This window comes from Acinetobacter sp. Ac_3412, from assembly GCF_013072675.1.
Classification (GTDB): domain Bacteria; phylum Pseudomonadota; class Gammaproteobacteria; order Pseudomonadales; family Moraxellaceae; genus Acinetobacter; species Acinetobacter higginsii.
The window spans coordinates 146,447-163,873 of sequence record NZ_LXUJ01000004.1 but is presented as its reverse complement, the minus strand read 5'-3'; the positions used below and the strand labels follow the sequence as shown (position 1 = coordinate 163,873).

Genomic DNA, 17,427 nt, shown 5'->3' with positions numbered 1-17,427 from the left:
AATGTTTATTGGGCAGACCAGACACTGTGCTGAATATCAATTTGCACAGGAATGAGTTGCTCTTGTTTAAATAAATCGGCGATTTGTTGCTGACTCTGTATGACCTCAGCTGTGAGGATGTGCACAGGCGATGGTTTTGGTCGTTTGTCTAAAACACGTTGCGCCACAGGAAGGCTCAGCCCCGTACTTTGTGCGTAAATCTGTAGTGCCTGATCTTGATGCTGCACAATCCACTGATCCGCGATGTTGATGCTCTTAATCAGCTTTGGCGCAGAATCAGGATGTTTTTGAATAAAATCAGGATTACCAATATAAAAAGAATAAGTGGTTGGAAAAGCAGAGCCATCGACCAAGGTTTTGGTATGGCCTTGCAGTTCTGCTGTACCTAAGTAGGGTTCCCAAATTGCCCACGCATCAACGGCCTGTTTGTCAAAAGCTGCGCGTGCATCGGCAGGAGGTAACCAGATCGGTTGAATGTCTTGCCAAGATAGACCCGCTTTCTGCAAGGTTTTTGCCAAAAGTTCGTGCGCACTGGAGCCCTTTTGAACTGCGACACGTTTGCCTTTTAAGTCTTGAAGGCTGCTGATTTTATCGTTGGCATGTACCAAAATAGCTTGGCCTGTTGGTGCAACCACTTCATAAGCCACATAGCTCAATGGCTTAGCTGCGGCTTGCGCAAAGATGGGTGGGGTATTGCCGACATAACCAAAATCGACTGCACCAACCGCAAGTGCTTCAAGCATTTGTGGACCTGCTGGAAATTCTCGCCATTCAATTTTGGCATTCGGAAATTCTTGCTCAAATAGCTTTTGTTGTTTGGCAACTAACAAATTGAGGGAGGATTTCTGGAAGCCAATGGATAGGGTTTTGACAGCCGTATTTTCAGTTGCTGAAGTTGTCTTCTCCGTACTCTGCTCTGGTTTCTGGCAACCACTCAGTGAAAATGTAGAGATCAGCAACCCCAAAACAGAAACTTTAGATAGCAACTTCATGGCGATCCTCAATTATTTAACGTCGTTCTTTAATACGGCATCTTGGATCACAAGCTGCTTCGGAATCAGTTTCTGCGCAAAGAAGGCATCAGCGACATATTGCTGCTCTGTTGCGACTTTGGCAGAGATCGGTTGAACCCCGAAACCCATGCGCGAAATTGAGCTTTTTAAAACATCAAACTCGAGCCCTGTTGGTTTTTCCAGTAATTTGGCTGCATCATCTGGATGTGCTTTGACCCAATCCGTGGTTTGATTGAGTGTGGTGACTAAGGTCGTTAAAACCTGAGGGTGGCTTTCAGCAAATTGGCGGTCAGCCAAATAGAATTGATGATTACTGACCAAGTGTTCACCTGTGGCGATCACACGGGCATGTATTTGGTGTTCAGCTGCGGCGAAGAAAGGATCCCAAATCACCCAAGCATCTACTGCACCTTTTTCAAATGCTGCACGTGCATCTGATGGTGGCAGGTAAACTGGTTGAATATCGTTTAAGCTGAGATTGTTCGCTTCTAATAGTTTGAGTAAGAGGTAATGAACATTTGAGCCTTTATTCAGCGCAACGCGTTTACCTTTCAGATCTTGGATCGATTGAATTGGCGAATCTTTTTGTACAATTAACGCTTCTGCTGTTGGTGCCGGTGGTTGGTTGGCGACATACACCAAGTTTGGATTGGCTGCTTGAGCAAAGATTGGTGGTGCTTCGCCTGCCTCACCAAAGACCACACTGCCGACATTTAAACCTTCTAACAGTTGTGGGCCTGCAGGGAATTCAACCCATTTAACATTGACACCTTGAGCAGCAAGATTTTTTTCTAATTCACCTTTTGCTTTGAGAATCGGCAGGATGCCATACTTTTGAAAGCCGATATTTAATGTTGTGGTTTCTTGTTTTGTTGTCTCTTGCTGCTCTGGTTTTTTTGCACAACCTGCAACACTCATCAGGCTGGCAAGACTTGCTGCGATGATGCTATATGTTGCCCATGAACGATTGATTGAAATGGTCATGTTGATTGTGCTCCCCGACAAATCAAAAGATTTAAATAAGATGAGCAACTAAACTAAAACTTTTTTTATTGCATAAAAAATAAGTAATCGGGCTTTGCTTATGCTGAAAAGTGCAAAATAGAAAATTGCATAATCTTATCTATGGATTGAATAAGTGTTGAATGCTTTAATTTAAATAAGGTATTGTTTTAATTGTATTATTTTTATTTTATCGGTTGATGAATTTATTCTTCATACTCACTTAAGCAGAGATAATGATGAAGCGGAGATATCTTTATCAAAAATAAAAATATCTCCTTCCGTACGCGTTGCGATGACTACAATGCTTTTTTAAAGACGAGAGAATTACGTTGATAGTTATACAGTACTTGGCGCGCATTGGGTAAATCATCTACGCTAGCAGGACTAAAGCCTTGCTCTAGGAACCAGTGAGCTGTTCTAGTGGTCAGAACAAACAGTCGCTGAATCCCTTGCTGTTTGGCTCTGCTTTCCAAGAATTGCAAAATTTGGCTACCACGATTGGATTTTCGATAGCTTGAATCCACTGCGACGCAAGCAATTTCAGCAGAACGAATTTCATCTGCTCCCGCGGGAATTGGGTACAGTGCTGCACAAGCCAAAATCATACCGTCGCGTTCAATCACTGCAAAATGTTCAATTTCACTTTCAAGACGTTCGCGAGAGCGATACACCAGAATGCCTTCCTGTTCCAATGGACGCAGCAGATTAATCAAGCCACCGACATCGTGAATATTGGCAATACGCACTTCTTCATAGTGCGCATCGGTGATCAAGGTACCAATACCATCGCGAGTAAATAGTTCTTCAATCAGTGCGCCGTCATAAGCATATGAAATCAAATGTACGCGATGTACGCCAGATAAAGAGGCTTGCTGCGCTTGTTTGAGGTGTAAGGCAAATTCTGGGTATTGTTGTTGGTTTTGTTGAATATAGGGTTCAAGCTGGCGTGGACTTAATTCACGTAATAGCTGTTGCTGTTCATTCATCAAGCCTTGTTTTTCGCCCAAGAAGATCAGTTTATCTGCTTTTAAGGCTGTTGCTGTTTTGGTGGCCACGTCTTCAGCCAGTAAATTAAATACTTCACCTGTGGTTGAATAACCTGTTGGTCCAAGCAAAACAATATTGTGATTGTCTAAATGACGTTGAATGGCATCGGTATCAATCGAACGCACTTCACCTGTCAGTTGGAAGTCGATGCCATCGCGAATCCCATACGGTTTGGCGGTGACAAAATTGCCAGAAACGACATCAATGCGAGCACCATACATTGGTGAATTTGCCAAACCCATGGAGAGAAGGGCTTCAATTTCGAGACGAATAGAACCCACCGCATTCATGACACCACGTAAGGATTCGCGTGTGGTAATGCGACGGCTTTGATGGAAGGGCGTTTCGATATTGCGTTCGAGTAGATTTTGATTAATTTGCGGACGTGCGCCGTAGACCAAAATTAAACGAATCCCTAAAGAATGTAATAGGGCAATATCGTGGATAATATGTTGGAAATTTTCGTGTTGGACTGCTTCACCAGAGAACATTAAAACGAAAGTTTTATCACGGTGGGCATTGATATAAGGTGCGGAGTGGCGAAACCAATGCACATAATCTTTTGTTTTACTATGTGAATTTTCAGTCATTTGCTTCGCCATGTTGATCTCAGATATGCAGCACTTGCTCTGATTCTAACGAAAAAAATCAAAAGATAAATCTATTCCTAAAGCATCTATTCAACTTTAATTCTGACGAACCATGAAAAAGGGCTTAGAAGCCCATGATTCGGATAATACTGTTGTCATCTGAGTTGACTAAAATGTAGTCATTGTTGATTTTATACCACTGTTCGTTACGACCTGGGCGAGGCAGATTGCTGTCCTTATAGTCGACTTTATAGCCGTTACCACGATAATGTTGTGGCATGACGTAGCCTTCCTGCCAACGATGTTGTTTTAGGCGCTCTACACCACGTTCTTCACGCATACGACGTTCGCGTTGACGATTTTCACCATCTGGACGATCAAAGCCACGACCATTTTGCCAGCCGCCACCACGCGAATCATCATCGCGATCATGTGGACCTGCAAAAGTCCCCAGACTACTGAACAGGGTTGTCGAACCTAAAACCAAGATAATGAAAAATTTTTTCATGATGCACCTTATGGACTTCGGATGTCTCTCATGTGAACTACTGTACGTTAAAAATGCAGAGAAACTGTGAAGATCGATTCATTATTCCTTTAAAACAATGAAGATTTTTCATACATTTCTCTGAAAAAAGCAGTTTTAACGCCAGTGTCCAATGTTATTTAGAATTATTGTCAGGATGAAATTAAGCTTGAGCGTCAATACTTTGGCCATTCATATCTAAACTGTCATCGCCCATGAGATACAGATAGGCGGGCATAATGCTGTCAGGTGTTGGCAAGACTTTTGGATCTTCCTCTGGATAGGCTTTGGCACGCATGGCTGTACGGGTACCACCTGGATTGATGCAGTTAAAACGAATGTTTGGGTAGGTATTTTCTGCGGCAAAGATTTTGCTCATGGCCTCAGTTGCAACTTTAGACACTGAATAAGCACCCCAAAGCGCACGTGCTTCACGGCCGACACTCGAACTGGTAAACACCACTGAGGCATGTTCAGATTTCTCTAGTAAAGGCAACAAGGCTTGAGTGAGGGCAAACGGTGCACGTAAATTTACTGCGAGTACATCATCCCAAACATCGACAGGATAATGAGCCAGTTCAACCCGATCACCCAACATGCCTGCGTTATGCAAGATCCCATCCAAACGACCAAACTGTTGCTCTAGCGTACTGACGAGCAGCTCGTAATCATGTGTTGATGCAGTCGACAGTTGTAGCGGCAAAATTGCAGGTTGTGGTGCGCCTAAGCCTTCAATTTCATCATAAATAACTTCAAGTTTATTTAAGGTGCGGCCATGTAATACAACGGTTGCACCATGCAGGGCATAACTCATCGCAGCAGCACGACCAATCCCATCACCAGCGCCTGTGATCAGGATAATACGATCTTTCAATAAATCTGGACGAGGTTGATATTCTGAGTATTTCATTGTTATGCCTCCTATTCTTATCTTAAAAATTTAATTCATCATACCCTGATTTTCTGACAAAACAGTGATTTTCTGTTTGATCAGCTGATGCAGTTCAGGAATGGTTTGAATAATGGCATCGGCTTGCCAAGCTGCAAGATCATCGCGTGATTCGACCGGCAAATAACCGTAAGCAGCCAAAATGGTATACATATCGGCATGACGACCTGCGTCAATATCGCGTGGATGATCACCGACATAGATAATCTCTTTCGCATCAAGCTCGAGTTGCTTTGCAGCCAAATACATCGGTTCTGGATCAGGCTTGGTTTTGCTGACATCTTCTGGGCAAACCAAGACAGCACAACGTTCAGTCAGATCCAGTTTTGCCAATAGAGACTCGCTTAGACCACGAGGTTTGTTGGTGACAATGCCCCACGGAATTTGATGTGCTTCCAGTTCTTCAAGTAATGGGTACATGCCGACAAACAGGTCGGTATCGACCACAATATTATCACCATATACATCTAAAAAGCGTTGGCGATGCGCTAGAAATACAGGGTCTGTGACCTCTAATTCAGGATAAACCAGCTTCACCATGGCACGAGCACCTTCCGACACTTGAGTACGAATGGTATCCGCATCGACTACAGGTCGTTGTTCATCGCGACACATTTGTTGAATGATACGAATGAAGTCTGCGGCAGTGTCAATTAATGTGCCATCTAGATCAAATAAAACCGCTTTCATTCAGCACCTGTATTGGTGGTATGCACCATGTAATTCACGTCAACATTTGGTGCTAACCAATAGTGTTTGGTAATTGGGTTGTAGTGCAAGCCTGTCATTTCTTTCAGCGTTAAACCTGCATTGCGAATATCATGCGCCATTTCTGAAGGACGGATGAATTTATGATAATCATGCGTGCCTTTAGGCAATAAACGCAGCACATATTCCGCGCCAATAATCGCAAATAAATACGATTTAGGATTACGGTTAATGGTCGAGAAGAACACATGACCGCCTGGTTTCACCAAGGTTTGGCAGGCTTTCACGATTGAAGCAGGATCAGGCACGTGTTCCATCATTTCCATACAGGTCACTACATCGTATTGACCTGCTTGCTCGAGTGCCAATTGCTCAACGGGGATTTGGCGATATTCAATGTTTTGTACATTGTCTTGTTGTGCGTGCAAACGACCCACAGCGAGAGGGGCTTCGCCCATATCAATACCAAGGACATCGGCTCCACGACGTGCCATGCTTTCAGCCAAGATGCCACCACCACAGCCGACATCCAGTACTTTTTTGCCAGCCAAGCCACCGACACGCTCATCCACCCAGTTTAAACGTAAAGGATTGATTTGATGCAGCGGGCGGAATTCAGAATGTTGATCCCACCATTTGGCAGCCAATGCTTCAAATTTTGCGATTTCTTGTGGGTCAACATTCAATTGCGACATGGAAGTACCTCTATCAATATTTTATGGAGATGTTTTGTTGATCGAATCCTTAGAATATTAAACTCAGCAGTGTCTTGCTGAGTTCTCATCTCTCTTCAGGATAGACCTTCGGTTCGACCTACTTTTCTTTCGGGACAAGTAGGCAAAACCATTGTCATCTGCAAAACCTGTTCATTTCTTGCATTTATCCAATCTATTGCAAAAACAATATATTGTAGATAGCCCGCAGGTTGCAGATGACGTTGTCGAGTATCTAGTTTCAGAGAATGTTTTGAGTCTGAATTTAGCCTAGTGTAGCGATTCTGGCAAAAAAAGCGATAAATCCAATAAAAAACTTCACAGAAGCAAAACGAATTGCTCGTGTTTGTTTTATATTTAGCATATAAACTTACGAAAAATGCTTAGAGGAAAAGCAAAGCCAATGAAAAAGTTAGTATTAGGTGGTTTAAGTGCAGTTGCGTTGGCATTCTCAATGAATGCGATGGCAGCAGATTTTGTAGCCGGTAAAGACTATACCGTGATTGCCAACCCAGGCAAAACTTCAGCACCTGCTGGACAACTCGAAGTACGTGAGTTCTTCTGGTATGGCTGCCCGCACTGCTTTAAGCTTGAACCACATATGCAAACCTGGTTAAAGCAAATTCCAAAAGACGTTTATTTCTTACGTACCCCTGCGGCGATGAATAAAGTCTGGGAACAAGGTGCACGTGGTTATTACGTTTCAGAAGCACTGGGTGTACGCAAGAAAACTCATATTCCATTGTTCCATGCGATTCATGATGGCGGTCAGCAAATCTTTGACCAAGCCTCTCAAGCAAAATTCTTTGCGCGTTATGGTGTACCTGAGCAGAAATTTAACAGCATGTTTAATTCATTCCCAATTACGGCAAAAATTGCTGAGTCGAATAAATTGGCACAGCAGTACCAGTTGACGGGTGTTCCTGCTGTGGTCGTGAATGGTAAATATGTGGTTCAAGGTGAAGACGGTAAAGTAACTCAAGTGGTTGATTATTTGCTAGAAAAAGAACGGAAAGCAAAATAATTTACGTCGATCTGTAATAAAAAAGGACTGTAGTGACAGTCCTTTTTCATTTAGTTTTGGTCAATCTGTAAATCTTTTAAATCAATCTGGACTTTCTGTGTCGGTAGAGACAAAGCCTGATTGACATAAAGATTAATCAACTTCTCACGCGAACCAATCGAGCGCTGGTAATAGCTTGAGTTTAATAATAATGCTGCACCGTAGGTCAAAGACCAGATATAAGATAGGTAATCACGAATCGACATATCATAATTCTGTGATTTTAAATATTTTTCAGTCATATCTTTCAATGAAACAATACGCTGCTGACGAATCGCATACAGCTCATCAAACAAATGTTTTAACTTCGATTCGGTCATGGTCAAATGTTCTTCTAGCTGATGCAGCAGAATGGTACGGCTAGGCGAAGTTAGGTGATAAAGCATATAACGCGGCGCATATTCTTTGACATCAGTATTGTATTTATCTGAAATTTTTAAAATTTCTTTTTCATTTTGAATAATCAGTTCCAGCAACAGTTCATTCTTGCTACGGAAATGTTTGTATAGCGTACCTTTGGCAATATCCAGTTCCGCAACCAGTTCATCTAGGGTCATTTCTTGGTTGTTTTCTAATAATAGCTTTTCCGCAACCTGCAAAATTTTTTCTTTACGAATTAAGAACTGAGTATGACGATCAGGATTCATGATGCTTATAAGCTCCTCATAGTGTTCTGGACTGCGTTTGCATTAGTGTCTAATGCATCATAACGCGAAGCAATGCTTTTATATATCAAACTTTGGTTTGGATCAGGTCAAGCGTTTTGGGGTTCCCAGTTAGAAATGCCACTGAAGAGTAAACGGACTTGAGTCGCTGCATTGTCGATAAATAAGTTTTGTTGTTCGAGTAGATGATCAATCGTGAATTGTTTGGGTAAATTGATCCACGTCATTGCCCATGTAAACGACATATTAATCAAAATCGTAGATAAGACTTGCAAGTCTTTGGCTTCTTTAATGTGTTTGAAGGTTTCGAGTTTGCATAGATCTATGGCGAGGTCTTCAATCAGAAACTCAATTTCACGTGCGATCGCAATGCGGACTGTTTCTGAGCCACCCCAACGTTCTGCAATCATAAACTGCCATTGTTGAGGGCTATGATTCACGGCCTGTACAAAAAGTTCAATACTGGTACGGGTTTTGGCACTGCCGCTGTGTTTCAAATAGGTTTGCCCTAATTGATGGATCAAGCTTTTTAGATGTAAAGAGACTTGATCAACCAGTTCTTGGCCCAGTGTGTCCATATCTTGGAAATGACGATAGAACGCTGTTGGGACTAAACCAACCTCGCGAGCAACTTCACGCAAACTAATACTACTAAATGAGCGCCCAGCAGTGCTGAGATGAAGTGCTGCATCTAGTAGAGCCTGCCGACTCTGTTGTTTTCGTTCATCTCTAATCGACATGAATAAGACTCGTTGAAACCGTACAGCAGAGTCTAGCAAAAAAAACAGAAACTTTTTAGTCCTTGTCCATTGCTAAATGCCAATGTTTTTGATCTTTCACTGATCAATGCTTGCTAGATATGAGCTTAAAGCCTGCGTAATTTTTTTATTTTTTCCTTGTTTTAAATGGCTTATTAAAAAGTATAAAAAATATTCAAAAAATTAGTGAACAAGTGTTGACTCAGTGAACACAAATAAATATAGTGTACACATGTTCACTACACGAACATTTGTTCACTCAAAATAAATAGCCAGATACAAAACGAGGAACGTATGAACGCAGAGTTAAGTTATCAGCCACATTGGATTCGAGAAGATTTTGTTGATTTTATTTTGCAAAAAATAAAGCCAACCTTTGCTTGGAAACGCATTCTTGCAGAAGTGACCGCCGTACAGCCACTCAGCTCGGATATGGTGTTATTGACCATAAAGCCAAATCATAATTTTGATTTTAGCCAATTCCAAGCAGGTCATAGTGTTTTGATTACCTTGATGATCAATGGGGTATATCAACAACGTAGTTACTCAATTATTGATGTCACGCCACAGGGCGAAATTCGTCTTGGAATTAAAGTTCAAGGTGTGGTATCGAAAGTAGCACAACAATTGTGTGTAGGCGATCGTTTCGAGATCTCACAGGCACAAGGTGACTTCGTCTTACATCAAGGTCAGCAACCTGCATTACTGATTGCTTCAGGTTCAGGGATTACCGCGATTTATTCTTTATTGCAACAAGCACTACAACAGCAGCTTGAACAGATTCATGTGGTTTATTTTAACCGTGCCGAAGTATTGCATCAGGACATCTTGGCCTTGGCAGAGCAATATCCACAGTTGCACTATCATTTCTTTAATACCGCAGAGCAAAAACAGCATTTAGATGCAGCATTGTTAGAGAAATTAGTCCCAAATTTTAAAGAGATGCAAGCTTATGCCTGTGGTCACCACAGCATGATGCGCCAAGCACAAGACATTTATACACAACAGGATGCAGCTGGAAATTTTCATCAAGAGTTTTTCCAACCGATCCAGATTGAGCATTCAAGTGCAGCTCAACCCATTAGTTTCCGTCGTGCGCAACAGAATTTTATTGCAACGACCAATCTATTAAGTAGTGCAGAACAAGCAGGTTTACGTCCACAACATGGTTGCCGTATGGGTGTCTGTAACCGCTGTAGCTGTACCAAAGTCAGTGGTGTGACGCAGAACGTGATCACAGGCGAAATTGATGATCAACCGAATCGTCCAATCAAGTTATGTGTGAGCCAGGCCTTAAGCCCAGTCACGATTGACCTATAAAAACAAAGATATTTGAGGATTAGTACAATGAATATGGCATTAGAATTTAAAACCGTATCAAAGTCAGCGCATTTAACCCCTGAACAAGTTGAAGAGTTTGGTCGCCGTGTCGAGCAAATACGTCTAGATGTGATGCAAAATCTCGGTGAGCAGGATTCAAAATATATCTACAAAGTGCGTAATTTCGTACGTTATACCGAAATCGCATCGCGTGGCATGTTGATGTTCGGTGGCTGGATCCCACCCGTATGGTTGCTGGGGACAGCCATGCTGGGTGTGTCTAAAATCGTAGAGAACATGGAGCTTGGACATAATGTGATGCATGGTCAGTTTGACTGGTTGAATGACCCAAGCTTGCGTGGCGAAGACTACGATTGGGACAATACTTGTTCAGGCAATGACTGGCGCTATACCCATAATTATATGCATCACACTTATACCAATATTGTCGGTAAAGACCATGATGTCGGTTATGGCATTTTACGAGTAACAGAAGATCAAAAATGGGAAGTGCGTCATTTGGCCAATATTCCGTTGGCTTTACAGTTGATGTTCTTTTTCCAATGGTATGTCGGTGTGCAAAATCTGCATTTAGAAGATGCACTGGTGTATAAAACCAAAACTTGGAAACAGGTCTGGGCGGATGCGGCCGAGTTCCGTAAAAAAGCCAAACGCCAAGTGTTGAAAGACTATGTGTTCTTTCCCGCAATTGCCACCATCAACTTTATTCCGGTATTAGCAGGCAATGCCGTAGCCAATATCATGCGCAACTTATGGTCATCTGCGGTGATTTTTAATGGTCACTTTACGGAAGATGCTGAAACCTTTGAAGCGGATAATACCGAGAACGAAACCAAGGCGCAGTGGTATCTGCGCCAGATTCGTGGTTCGAGTAACTTTACCGGCGGTAAATGGATGCACTTTATGAGTGGTAATTTGAGCCATCAAATTGAGCATCATTTGTTCCCAGATATGCCTGCCAATCGTTATGAGCAAGTTGCACCACAAATCAGAGCTTTATGTGCTGAATATGGCGTGAACTACAACGAAGCTAACTTTATGAAGCAGTTCTGGACGGTTTGGGTTCGTTTAGCAAGATGTTCTTTGCCAAATGATATGGCTGCACAAGTGGCTCAAACTTGGACGAATTTCAAATCGAAGTTTAAGTTTGCTTAAGCGATGACTAATTCTGTGAATTGTAACGAATAAGTAAAACTGGAAGCACGTGTAATTGAGATATACTATGGCGCAATGATATTTGTGCCATAGTTTTAAGGAATCGTTATGCGTATTGACCAAAGAACATTAGACCAATTACGTGAGGTCAAAATTACCCGTAACTTTACTCGTTACGCAGAAGGCTCAGTTTTGGTTGAGTTTGGTCATACTAAAGTGTTGTGTACCGCAAGTATTGAGAACTCGGTACCTCGTTTCCTGAAAGGTCAGGGACAAGGTTGGGTGACGGCTGAATATGGCATGTTACCGCGCTCAACGCATACTCGCAGTGATCGTGAAGCGGCACGCGGTAAGCAAACGGGCCGTACGCAAGAAATCCAACGTTTAATTGGTCGTAGTTTACGTGCCATGGTGGATTTGAAGAAATTAGGCGAGAACACCATTACGATTGACTGTGATGTGATTCAAGCGGATGGTGGAACACGTACAGCGGCAATTACAGGCGCAGCAGTGGCTTTGGTTGATGCGATGAACGTATTGCTTAGCAACAAGAAAATTAAACAGGATCCATTAAAAAGCTTAGTCGCAGCAATTTCTGTCGGGATGTATCAAGACGAAGTTTTACTCGATTTATGCTACGAAGAAGATTCAAATTGCCAAACCGATTTAAACGTGGTGATGACACAGGCTGGCGAATTTATTGAAATTCAAGGAACGGCAGAAGACAAACCGTTTACGCGCCAGCAGTGCAATGCCATGTTAGAGCTTGCAGAAAAAGGAATCGCGGAATTGATTCAGAAGCAACAGCAGGCACTCGGTTGGTAAGTTCCAGTTGATAGTGCGGGCGGTCTGGTTTTTTTAGACCGCCTTTTTTTTATCCATTTTTTGTCATCGAATTGCGATCAAATCATCATCGAATTGTCATTTAGATTGTATTGACTATCTGCACTGATATTTAACGGATAGTCAAATGCGAAATTTCTTTTTAGCGTTGCTTAGTAGCAGTTGCTTGTTACTCAGTGCCTGTAACGACAGTGATGGTGATAATAATAATCCTACGCCAAGTCCAAAGCCGCCAACATCCACATGCAAAATTCACTGCGCGCCATAAACAAGAACAATAAGGAAATAAATCAATGAATCGTCGTGATTTTTTATTAAATTCAACCAAAGCCTTGTTTGGTACTGCAGCACTCACCAGTTTCCCAATGAGTATTCAAAAGGCACTTGCGATTGATGCCAAGGTAGAAACAGGCACCATTAAAGACGTTAAACATGTGGTGATTTTGACCCAAGAAAATCGTTCTTTTGATAATTATTTTGGGACGTTGAAAGGTGTACGTGGTTTTGGTGACCGTTTTACTATTCCTTTAAGCCAAGGTCGTAAAGTCTGGGAACAGTATGATGCCAACAAGAATAAGGTCTATCCATATCACTTAGATAGCAGCCGCGGCAATGCACAGCGTGTCAGCGGTACACCGCACTCATGGACCGATGGACAATATGCTTGGGATCATGGTCGTATGGGCAGTTGGGTACAATACAAGCAACCCCAATCGATGGGCTATTACAAACAACAAGAAGTCGAATTTCAGTTTGCCTTAGCCAATGCCTTTACCCTGTGTGATGCTTACCACTGCGCTATGCATACGGGTACTAACTCTAACCGTATGTTTATCTGGACAGGAACCAATGGTCCAACAGGTGCCAATGTTGCTAGTGTAGTCAATGATCTAGATGCGATTGGCCCATCGAGCACGGGTTATGACTGGACCACTTATCCTGAGCGTTTACAGCAAGCAGGTGTAAGCTGGAAGGTGTATCAAAACATGCCAGATAACTTTACCGATAATCCATTAGCAGGATTTAAACAGTATCGCCGTGCCAATGAGCTATCTGGCAAACCTGTCAATAACAGCACCATTTGCCCTGCCTATGATCCAGCAATTGATGCCAACCAACCCTTGTACAAAGGCATTGCCAATACCATGCCAGATGGTGGTTTCTTAGGGACATTTAAAGAAGACATTGCTAAAGGGCAATTACCGCAAGTAAGTTGGTTGGTGGCACCTGCAACTTATAGTGAACATCCAGGGCCATCAAGCCCAGTGCAGGGGGCATGGTATATCCAAGAAGTGCTGAATGCACTCACCGAGCGTCCTGAGCTGTGGAGCCAAACCGTTTTCTTGATCAATTTTGACGAAAATGATGGTTTCTTTGACCATGTACCTTCACCAAGCGCCCCTTCAATGGATGCATCAGGCACGGTATATGGCAAATCGACGCTCAGCAAAGAACAGATATCTTATGAATATGCGACGCATGCTAAGGCTTCGAATGGACAGCCTAATTTCACCGATCCAAAAGTGAGTAATGGAGTCGGAGTCTATGGACCGGGTATTCGTGTGCCGATGTATATCATTTCACCATGAAGTCGTGGTGGTTGGGTCAATTCCCAAGTGTTTGATCACTCTTCCGTGATCCGATTCTTGGAACAATGTTTTGATGTGAAAGAGCCGAATATCAGTCCGTACCGTCGAGCAGTGTGCGGTGACTTGACCTCGGCATTTAATTTTAAAACACCAAACTTACTGCCTGTGCCAGATCTATCTGGGAAGAAGAGCAAAGCAGAGGCGGATGCGATTCGCAAAGCACAGGAAGGTTTATCTCAGGTCAGCCGTCCGCTCAGCCAGACCGATCCAGTTCAGGAGATGGGGATTCGCCCATCGCGTGCACTGCCTTATGTCTTGCATAGCAGTGCCAAAGTCGATGCTGTGGCTAAAACCGTGAAATTGATGTTCTCAAATACGGGCACACATGCGGCCGTGTTTCATGTCTATGACAAATTGAATTTAGAAGCAGTTCCACGCCGTTATATGGTGGAAGCAGGTAAGCAACTGGATGATGTTTGGCAGACTAAAGAGAATCGATATGATCTATGGGTATTGGGGCCAAATGGTTTCCATCGCAGCTTTACGGGTAATCTAACTCAAACCGCACAAATTCAAGCACTTCCAGAAATTCGTGTCTGTATGGAGGAGTGTGATCCAAAGATTTTCTTAAAAGTCCGCAATGATGCTACACAAACAGCAAAACTGGTGGTCAAAGCCAATGCCTACTTACCAAATAAGAGCTGGCAAATTGAAACGGCTGCGACTGAAAAAGAACTGAACTGGGACATGACTGAGTTTGGGGGATGGTACGATTTTACCGTCACGATTGAAAATGATCCAAGCTATAGCCGTCGCTTTGCTGGACGTATTGAAACCAATGAGGACTCAATCTCTGATCCGTATATGGGCTTTTCAGGAAATTAAGGTTATTTGATATGAGCCTAAAGCAGTCTAAGTCAATCTTAGGCTGCTTTTTATAGGTTGAAGATTATCGTAGTAGAAACCAGTAGATACACAGAAATATCAATGTGAGCAGCGTGATCAAACCGACGACAAATACTTCGGTACTATCAAAATCTACCCGCTGCCCAAGGCGATAGCAACGTACAACCCCATAACCAATGCTACGAATCACACCTTCAAAAATAATCTCAAAAATCAGGTCAATGATTAGAAAACGGAACAGCTTAAACAGCACATGAAATACGGCTTCGAATACGGTATCCATACTTATTATTTTAATAAATTGAGCTGCTTAGCATTTTAAGCTTACATAGATCGAAATGAAAGTAGACACAAACACATCATCGTCAACAAATAGCTCACTGAGCATTTACATGCCTGTAACACAGCCCGCTGATTTGACTCATTTTAATTTGATAAATTGAGTCAAATTGAAAGAAACAAGTTTAAGGGGAAATAATGATGCTACAAGTATTCTTGGTATTACTCACTGCAGTAACATTTGTATTAATGGCGGCTGACCCCCGTCCAACTGATTCGACCGAAGCCAAATCAGCGTGGCAAGTTGAAACGACACAATTGAATAAAGCAGAGGTTTTATTAGAACAGAAGCCTTTGAAACAAGAAAAAGACCTTGATCAGGCTTAAGCGTTAAAACGCATGGATAAATCAACTGCGCGTACGTCTTTGGTTAATACGCCCATTGAAATGTAGTCCACGCCAGTGCTTGCCACTTCGCGTAGATTCTCAATGGTAATATTACCAGAAGCCTCTAATTTACAACGGCCAGCCACATGTTTGACCGCATCAATCATTTGTTGCTGGCTAAAGTTATCTAACATGACAATATCAGCACCTGCTTCAAGTGCTTGATTGAGTTCATCCCAGGTCTCAACTTCAACCTCTACAGGTTTGCCAGGCGCAATGGTATGTGCTTTGGCGATTGCTTGAGCAATTCCACCCGTTGCCATGATGTGATTTTCTTTAATCAAAAATGCATCAAATAAACCTAAACGATGATTTTGGCCACCGCCGACGGCAACCGCGTATTTTTGTGCAATACGTAAGCCAGGTAAGGTCTTGCGGGTATCAAGCAGTTTGGTATGTAAACCTTCCAGTTGTTGCACATAGCTTGCTGTTTTGGTTGCCACGGCTGAGAGGGTTTGCACAAAGTTTAAAGCAGGGCGTTCTACGGTGAGTAAACTACGTGCAGAACCAGCAAGTTTTAAGAATGCTTCATTTGCCGCAACATGTTCGCCTTCTTGTTTGAGCCATGTGATTTGAACAGCGCTGTCATAGGCTTGAATTAAGGCATTGACCCAAGGCTGACCCGCCAACACCATATTTTCACGTGTAATAATGGTTGCAGTGGCTTGTTCATCTTCAGGTGTGAGCATGGCGGTAATATCGCCGTCCCCAATATCTTCTTGTAATGCTTGTTGAATATTGATTTGAATAGATTGTTCAAGCAAAGATTGAGGGATACTCATACCAGTTCCAGTGTATGTTTGACTAAAAAACGTGTGCGTTATAATAGGGTCTATTGACATTTCAACCATGCATTGCGTTATTGGCTAAAACGACATAAACAAGGCATGAAATGTAGGCAATGGCGCCACCCTTGTCAAGTTTCATAACGCTGTTTATGGAGGTTTTATCCATAACCCTTCGGGACAGGAATATTTTTTGCCGCTCCTGCGTTATGACTTGGCTCATTTAGAATGACTAAATTTCACAAGTCATGCCTTGTATCGTCTAAAAATATTCTCTGTCGCAAGCATCTGTGAACTGTCAATAGACCCTAATACTCTACTCATAAAAAATAAGTATTTCATCTCGATTATTCGTGATAAAGCATGTCAGAATGGGCAAGATAAATATTAAATTGCTGATTCGAGTCACCATGCAACAATCTAGATTTACTCAAGTTCAAGATGGGATATTGGCTGGCGCAACACAAATTTCATCGCCAAATTTTAATGCCCGACCTACAGATACCGATATTCAACTAATTGTTATTCATAATATTAGTTTACCACCCTCACAGTTTGGTGGTGGTTATATTCAACAATTCTTTCAGAATCAGCTGGATTGGTCATTACATCCTTACTTCCAAACCATTGAGGGAATGGAGGTTTCAGCGCATCTATTGATTTTGCGTACAGGTGAAGTGATTCAGTTTGTGAATTTTAATGACCGTTCGTGGCATGCAGGCCGTTCTAGCTATTTGGCATTGAAAGAATGTAATGATTATTCGATTGGAATAGAGCTAGAAGGAAGTGATGATCTACCTTTCGAAGCTGAGCAATATCAAGCATTGGTTGAAGTTGTGAATAGTTTACGCCAAGCATATCCAAAAATTCAAAATCATATTGCAGGCCATTCCGACATTGCGCCAAAACGGAAAACCGATCCTGGTGAACACTTTGATTGGCAATTATTTCGAAATTTGCTGTCTAAACAAAAAACACGCTAAAAATATGACCAGATTTAAGATTTCATAACGAAATCTATTCGGACTTTCATTACAATAACGCT

17 protein-coding genes and 1 pseudogene are annotated in these 17,427 nt (G+C 42.3%); 7 read left to right on the top strand and 11 right to left on the bottom strand.

What is annotated here, in order from left to right:
• Window positions 1-5 precede the first annotated feature (5 nt).
• The 7 genes from A7P54_RS03350 to ubiG all read right to left on the bottom strand — a co-directional run bounded on the left by A7P54_RS03350 (window position 6) and on the right by ubiG (window position 6,533).
• Window positions 6-992 (bottom strand): aliphatic sulfonate ABC transporter substrate-binding protein, encoded by a 987-nt coding sequence (locus A7P54_RS03350; protein ID WP_171548641.1) that lies wholly within the window; start codon window positions 990-992, stop codon window positions 6-8.
• A gap of 12 nt (window positions 993-1,004) precedes the next feature.
• Window positions 1,005-1,997: a sulfonate ABC transporter substrate-binding protein gene (locus tag A7P54_RS03345; RefSeq protein ID WP_005200938.1), complete on the bottom strand. Its 993-nt coding sequence runs from the start codon at window positions 1,995-1,997 to the stop codon at window positions 1,005-1,007.
• 317 nt (window positions 1,998-2,314) lie between these two features.
• Window positions 2,315-3,667 carry an amino-acid N-acetyltransferase gene (gene argA, locus A7P54_RS03340; RefSeq protein ID WP_171548640.1) on the bottom strand — a complete coding sequence of 451 codons (1,353 nt, stop codon included), beginning with the start codon at window positions 3,665-3,667 and terminating at the stop codon, window positions 2,315-2,317.
• Window positions 3,668-3,779: 112 nt separating this feature from the next.
• Window positions 3,780-4,163 carry an RcnB family protein gene (locus A7P54_RS03335; RefSeq protein ID WP_004801755.1) on the bottom strand — a complete coding sequence of 128 codons (384 nt, stop codon included), beginning with the start codon at window positions 4,161-4,163 and terminating at the stop codon, window positions 3,780-3,782.
• 181 nt (window positions 4,164-4,344) lie between these two features.
• On the bottom strand, window positions 4,345-5,091 hold the full coding sequence (locus tag A7P54_RS03330) for a YciK family oxidoreductase (RefSeq protein ID WP_004656765.1): 747 nt from the start codon (window positions 5,089-5,091) through the stop codon (window positions 4,345-4,347).
• Between the two features lie 30 nt (window positions 5,092-5,121).
• Window positions 5,122-5,820 carry an HAD-IA family hydrolase gene (locus A7P54_RS03325; protein ID WP_004801757.1) on the bottom strand — a complete coding sequence of 233 codons (699 nt, stop codon included), beginning with the start codon at window positions 5,818-5,820 and terminating at the stop codon, window positions 5,122-5,124.
• A complete protein-coding gene (ubiG, locus tag A7P54_RS03320; protein WP_004801759.1) occupies window positions 5,817-6,533 on the bottom strand; it encodes a bifunctional 2-polyprenyl-6-hydroxyphenol methylase/3-demethylubiquinol 3-O-methyltransferase UbiG in 717 nt (238 codons plus the stop codon). Before ubiG ends, A7P54_RS03325 begins: the two co-directional genes overlap by 4 nt.
• Before the next feature lie 421 nt (window positions 6,534-6,954).
• On the opposite strand from ubiG, the gene A7P54_RS03315 reads away from it, so the two are divergent.
• Window positions 6,955-7,575, top strand: a complete 621-nt coding sequence (locus tag A7P54_RS03315; RefSeq protein WP_004801760.1) for a thiol:disulfide interchange protein DsbA/DsbL — start codon at window positions 6,955-6,957, stop codon at window positions 7,573-7,575.
• 50 nt (window positions 7,576-7,625) lie between these two features.
• On the opposite strand, the gene A7P54_RS03310 is transcribed toward A7P54_RS03315, so the two are convergent.
• Window positions 7,626-8,261 carry a TetR/AcrR family transcriptional regulator gene (locus tag A7P54_RS03310; RefSeq protein ID WP_004801761.1) on the bottom strand — a complete coding sequence of 212 codons (636 nt, stop codon included), beginning with the start codon at window positions 8,259-8,261 and terminating at the stop codon, window positions 7,626-7,628.
• A gap of 107 nt (window positions 8,262-8,368) precedes the next feature.
• Window positions 8,369-9,019 carry a TetR family transcriptional regulator gene (locus A7P54_RS03305; protein ID WP_171548639.1) on the bottom strand — a complete coding sequence of 217 codons (651 nt, stop codon included), beginning with the start codon at window positions 9,017-9,019 and terminating at the stop codon, window positions 8,369-8,371.
• Window positions 9,020-9,331: 312 nt separating this feature from the next.
• Here A7P54_RS03305 and A7P54_RS03300 point away from each other — a divergent pair, with 312 nt between their 5' ends.
• The 4 genes and pseudogenes from A7P54_RS03300 (at window position 9,332) to A7P54_RS03285 (ending at window position 14,850) form a co-directional block, all read left to right on the top strand.
• Complete coding sequence (locus A7P54_RS03300) at window positions 9,332-10,357, top strand: iron-sulfur cluster-binding domain-containing protein (protein WP_171548638.1); 1,026 nt, start codon at window positions 9,332-9,334, stop codon at window positions 10,355-10,357.
• Between the two features lie 33 nt (window positions 10,358-10,390).
• Window positions 10,391-11,533, top strand: coding sequence for an acyl-CoA desaturase (locus A7P54_RS03295; RefSeq protein WP_171548658.1), 1,143 nt, complete (start codon window positions 10,391-10,393; stop codon window positions 11,531-11,533).
• 108 nt (window positions 11,534-11,641) lie between these two features.
• On the top strand, window positions 11,642-12,358 hold the full coding sequence (gene rph / locus A7P54_RS03290; RefSeq protein ID WP_004801766.1) for a ribonuclease PH: 717 nt from the start codon (window positions 11,642-11,644) through the stop codon (window positions 12,356-12,358).
• Between the two features lie 311 nt (window positions 12,359-12,669).
• Window positions 12,670-14,850: pseudogene (locus tag A7P54_RS03285) on the top strand (phosphocholine-specific phospholipase C).
• Between the two features lie 64 nt (window positions 14,851-14,914).
• Here A7P54_RS03285 and A7P54_RS03280 read toward each other — a convergent pair.
• Entirely contained in the window at window positions 14,915-15,154 is a 240-nt protein-coding gene (locus tag A7P54_RS03280; RefSeq protein WP_171548637.1) for a hypothetical protein, read from the bottom strand.
• Between the two features lie 197 nt (window positions 15,155-15,351).
• On the opposite strand from A7P54_RS03280, the gene A7P54_RS03275 reads away from it, so the two are divergent.
• Entirely contained in the window at window positions 15,352-15,537 is a 186-nt protein-coding gene (locus tag A7P54_RS03275) for a hypothetical protein (protein ID WP_171548657.1), read from the top strand.
• On the opposite strand, the gene nadC is transcribed toward A7P54_RS03275, so the two are convergent.
• Window positions 15,534-16,379 carry a carboxylating nicotinate-nucleotide diphosphorylase gene (gene nadC / locus A7P54_RS03270; RefSeq protein WP_171548636.1) on the bottom strand — a complete coding sequence of 282 codons (846 nt, stop codon included), beginning with the start codon at window positions 16,377-16,379 and terminating at the stop codon, window positions 15,534-15,536. The two genes, A7P54_RS03275 and nadC, sit on opposite strands and share 4 nt — an antisense overlap.
• A gap of 413 nt (window positions 16,380-16,792) precedes the next feature.
• Here nadC and ampD point away from each other — a divergent pair, with 413 nt between their 5' ends.
• The gene (ampD, locus tag A7P54_RS03265) at window positions 16,793-17,365 is read left to right on the top strand and encodes a 1,6-anhydro-N-acetylmuramyl-L-alanine amidase AmpD (RefSeq protein WP_171548656.1); all 573 of its coding nucleotides are present in this window, start codon (window positions 16,793-16,795) and stop codon (window positions 17,363-17,365) included.
• Window positions 17,366-17,427: the final 62 nt, after the last annotated feature.

What these genes read in the sequence shown, in the direction of transcription:
- A7P54_RS03335 (WP_004801755.1), bottom strand. Translation starts at nt 4,163, where the DNA reads ATGAAAAAATTTTTCATTATCTTGGTTTTAGGTTCGACAACCCTGTTC.
- A7P54_RS03315 (WP_004801760.1), top strand. Translation starts at nt 6,955, where the DNA reads ATGAAAAAGTTAGTATTAGGTGGTTTAAGTGCAGTTGCGTTGGCATTC.
- A7P54_RS03275 (WP_171548657.1), top strand. Translation starts at nt 15,352, where the DNA reads ATGCTACAAGTATTCTTGGTATTACTCACTGCAGTAACATTTGTATTA.
- A7P54_RS03295 (WP_171548658.1), top strand. Translation starts at nt 10,391, where the DNA reads ATGGCATTAGAATTTAAAACCGTATCAAAGTCAGCGCATTTAACCCCT.
- A7P54_RS03345 (WP_005200938.1), bottom strand. Translation starts at nt 1,997, where the DNA reads ATGACCATTTCAATCAATCGTTCATGGGCAACATATAGCATCATCGCA.
- A7P54_RS03300 (WP_171548638.1), top strand. Translation starts at nt 9,332, where the DNA reads ATGAACGCAGAGTTAAGTTATCAGCCACATTGGATTCGAGAAGATTTT.
- A7P54_RS03330 (WP_004656765.1), bottom strand. Translation starts at nt 5,091, where the DNA reads ATGAAATACTCAGAATATCAACCTCGTCCAGATTTATTGAAAGATCGT.
- nadC (WP_171548636.1), bottom strand. Translation starts at nt 16,379, where the DNA reads ATGAGTATCCCTCAATCTTTGCTTGAACAATCTATTCAAATCAATATT.
- A7P54_RS03325 (WP_004801757.1), bottom strand. Translation starts at nt 5,820, where the DNA reads ATGAAAGCGGTTTTATTTGATCTAGATGGCACATTAATTGACACTGCC.
- rph (WP_004801766.1), top strand. Translation starts at nt 11,642, where the DNA reads ATGCGTATTGACCAAAGAACATTAGACCAATTACGTGAGGTCAAAATT.
- A7P54_RS03280 (WP_171548637.1), bottom strand. Translation starts at nt 15,154, where the DNA reads ATGGATACCGTATTCGAAGCCGTATTTCATGTGCTGTTTAAGCTGTTC.
- A7P54_RS03305 (WP_171548639.1), bottom strand. Translation starts at nt 9,019, where the DNA reads ATGTCGATTAGAGATGAACGAAAACAACAGAGTCGGCAGGCTCTACTA.
- ampD (WP_171548656.1), top strand. Translation starts at nt 16,793, where the DNA reads ATGCAACAATCTAGATTTACTCAAGTTCAAGATGGGATATTGGCTGGC.
- ubiG (WP_004801759.1), bottom strand. Translation starts at nt 6,533, where the DNA reads ATGTCGCAATTGAATGTTGACCCACAAGAAATCGCAAAATTTGAAGCA.
- A7P54_RS03310 (WP_004801761.1), bottom strand. Translation starts at nt 8,261, where the DNA reads ATGAATCCTGATCGTCATACTCAGTTCTTAATTCGTAAAGAAAAAATT.
- A7P54_RS03350 (WP_171548641.1), bottom strand. Translation starts at nt 992, where the DNA reads ATGAAGTTGCTATCTAAAGTTTCTGTTTTGGGGTTGCTGATCTCTACA.
- argA (WP_171548640.1), bottom strand. Translation starts at nt 3,667, where the DNA reads ATGGCGAAGCAAATGACTGAAAATTCACATAGTAAAACAAAAGATTAT.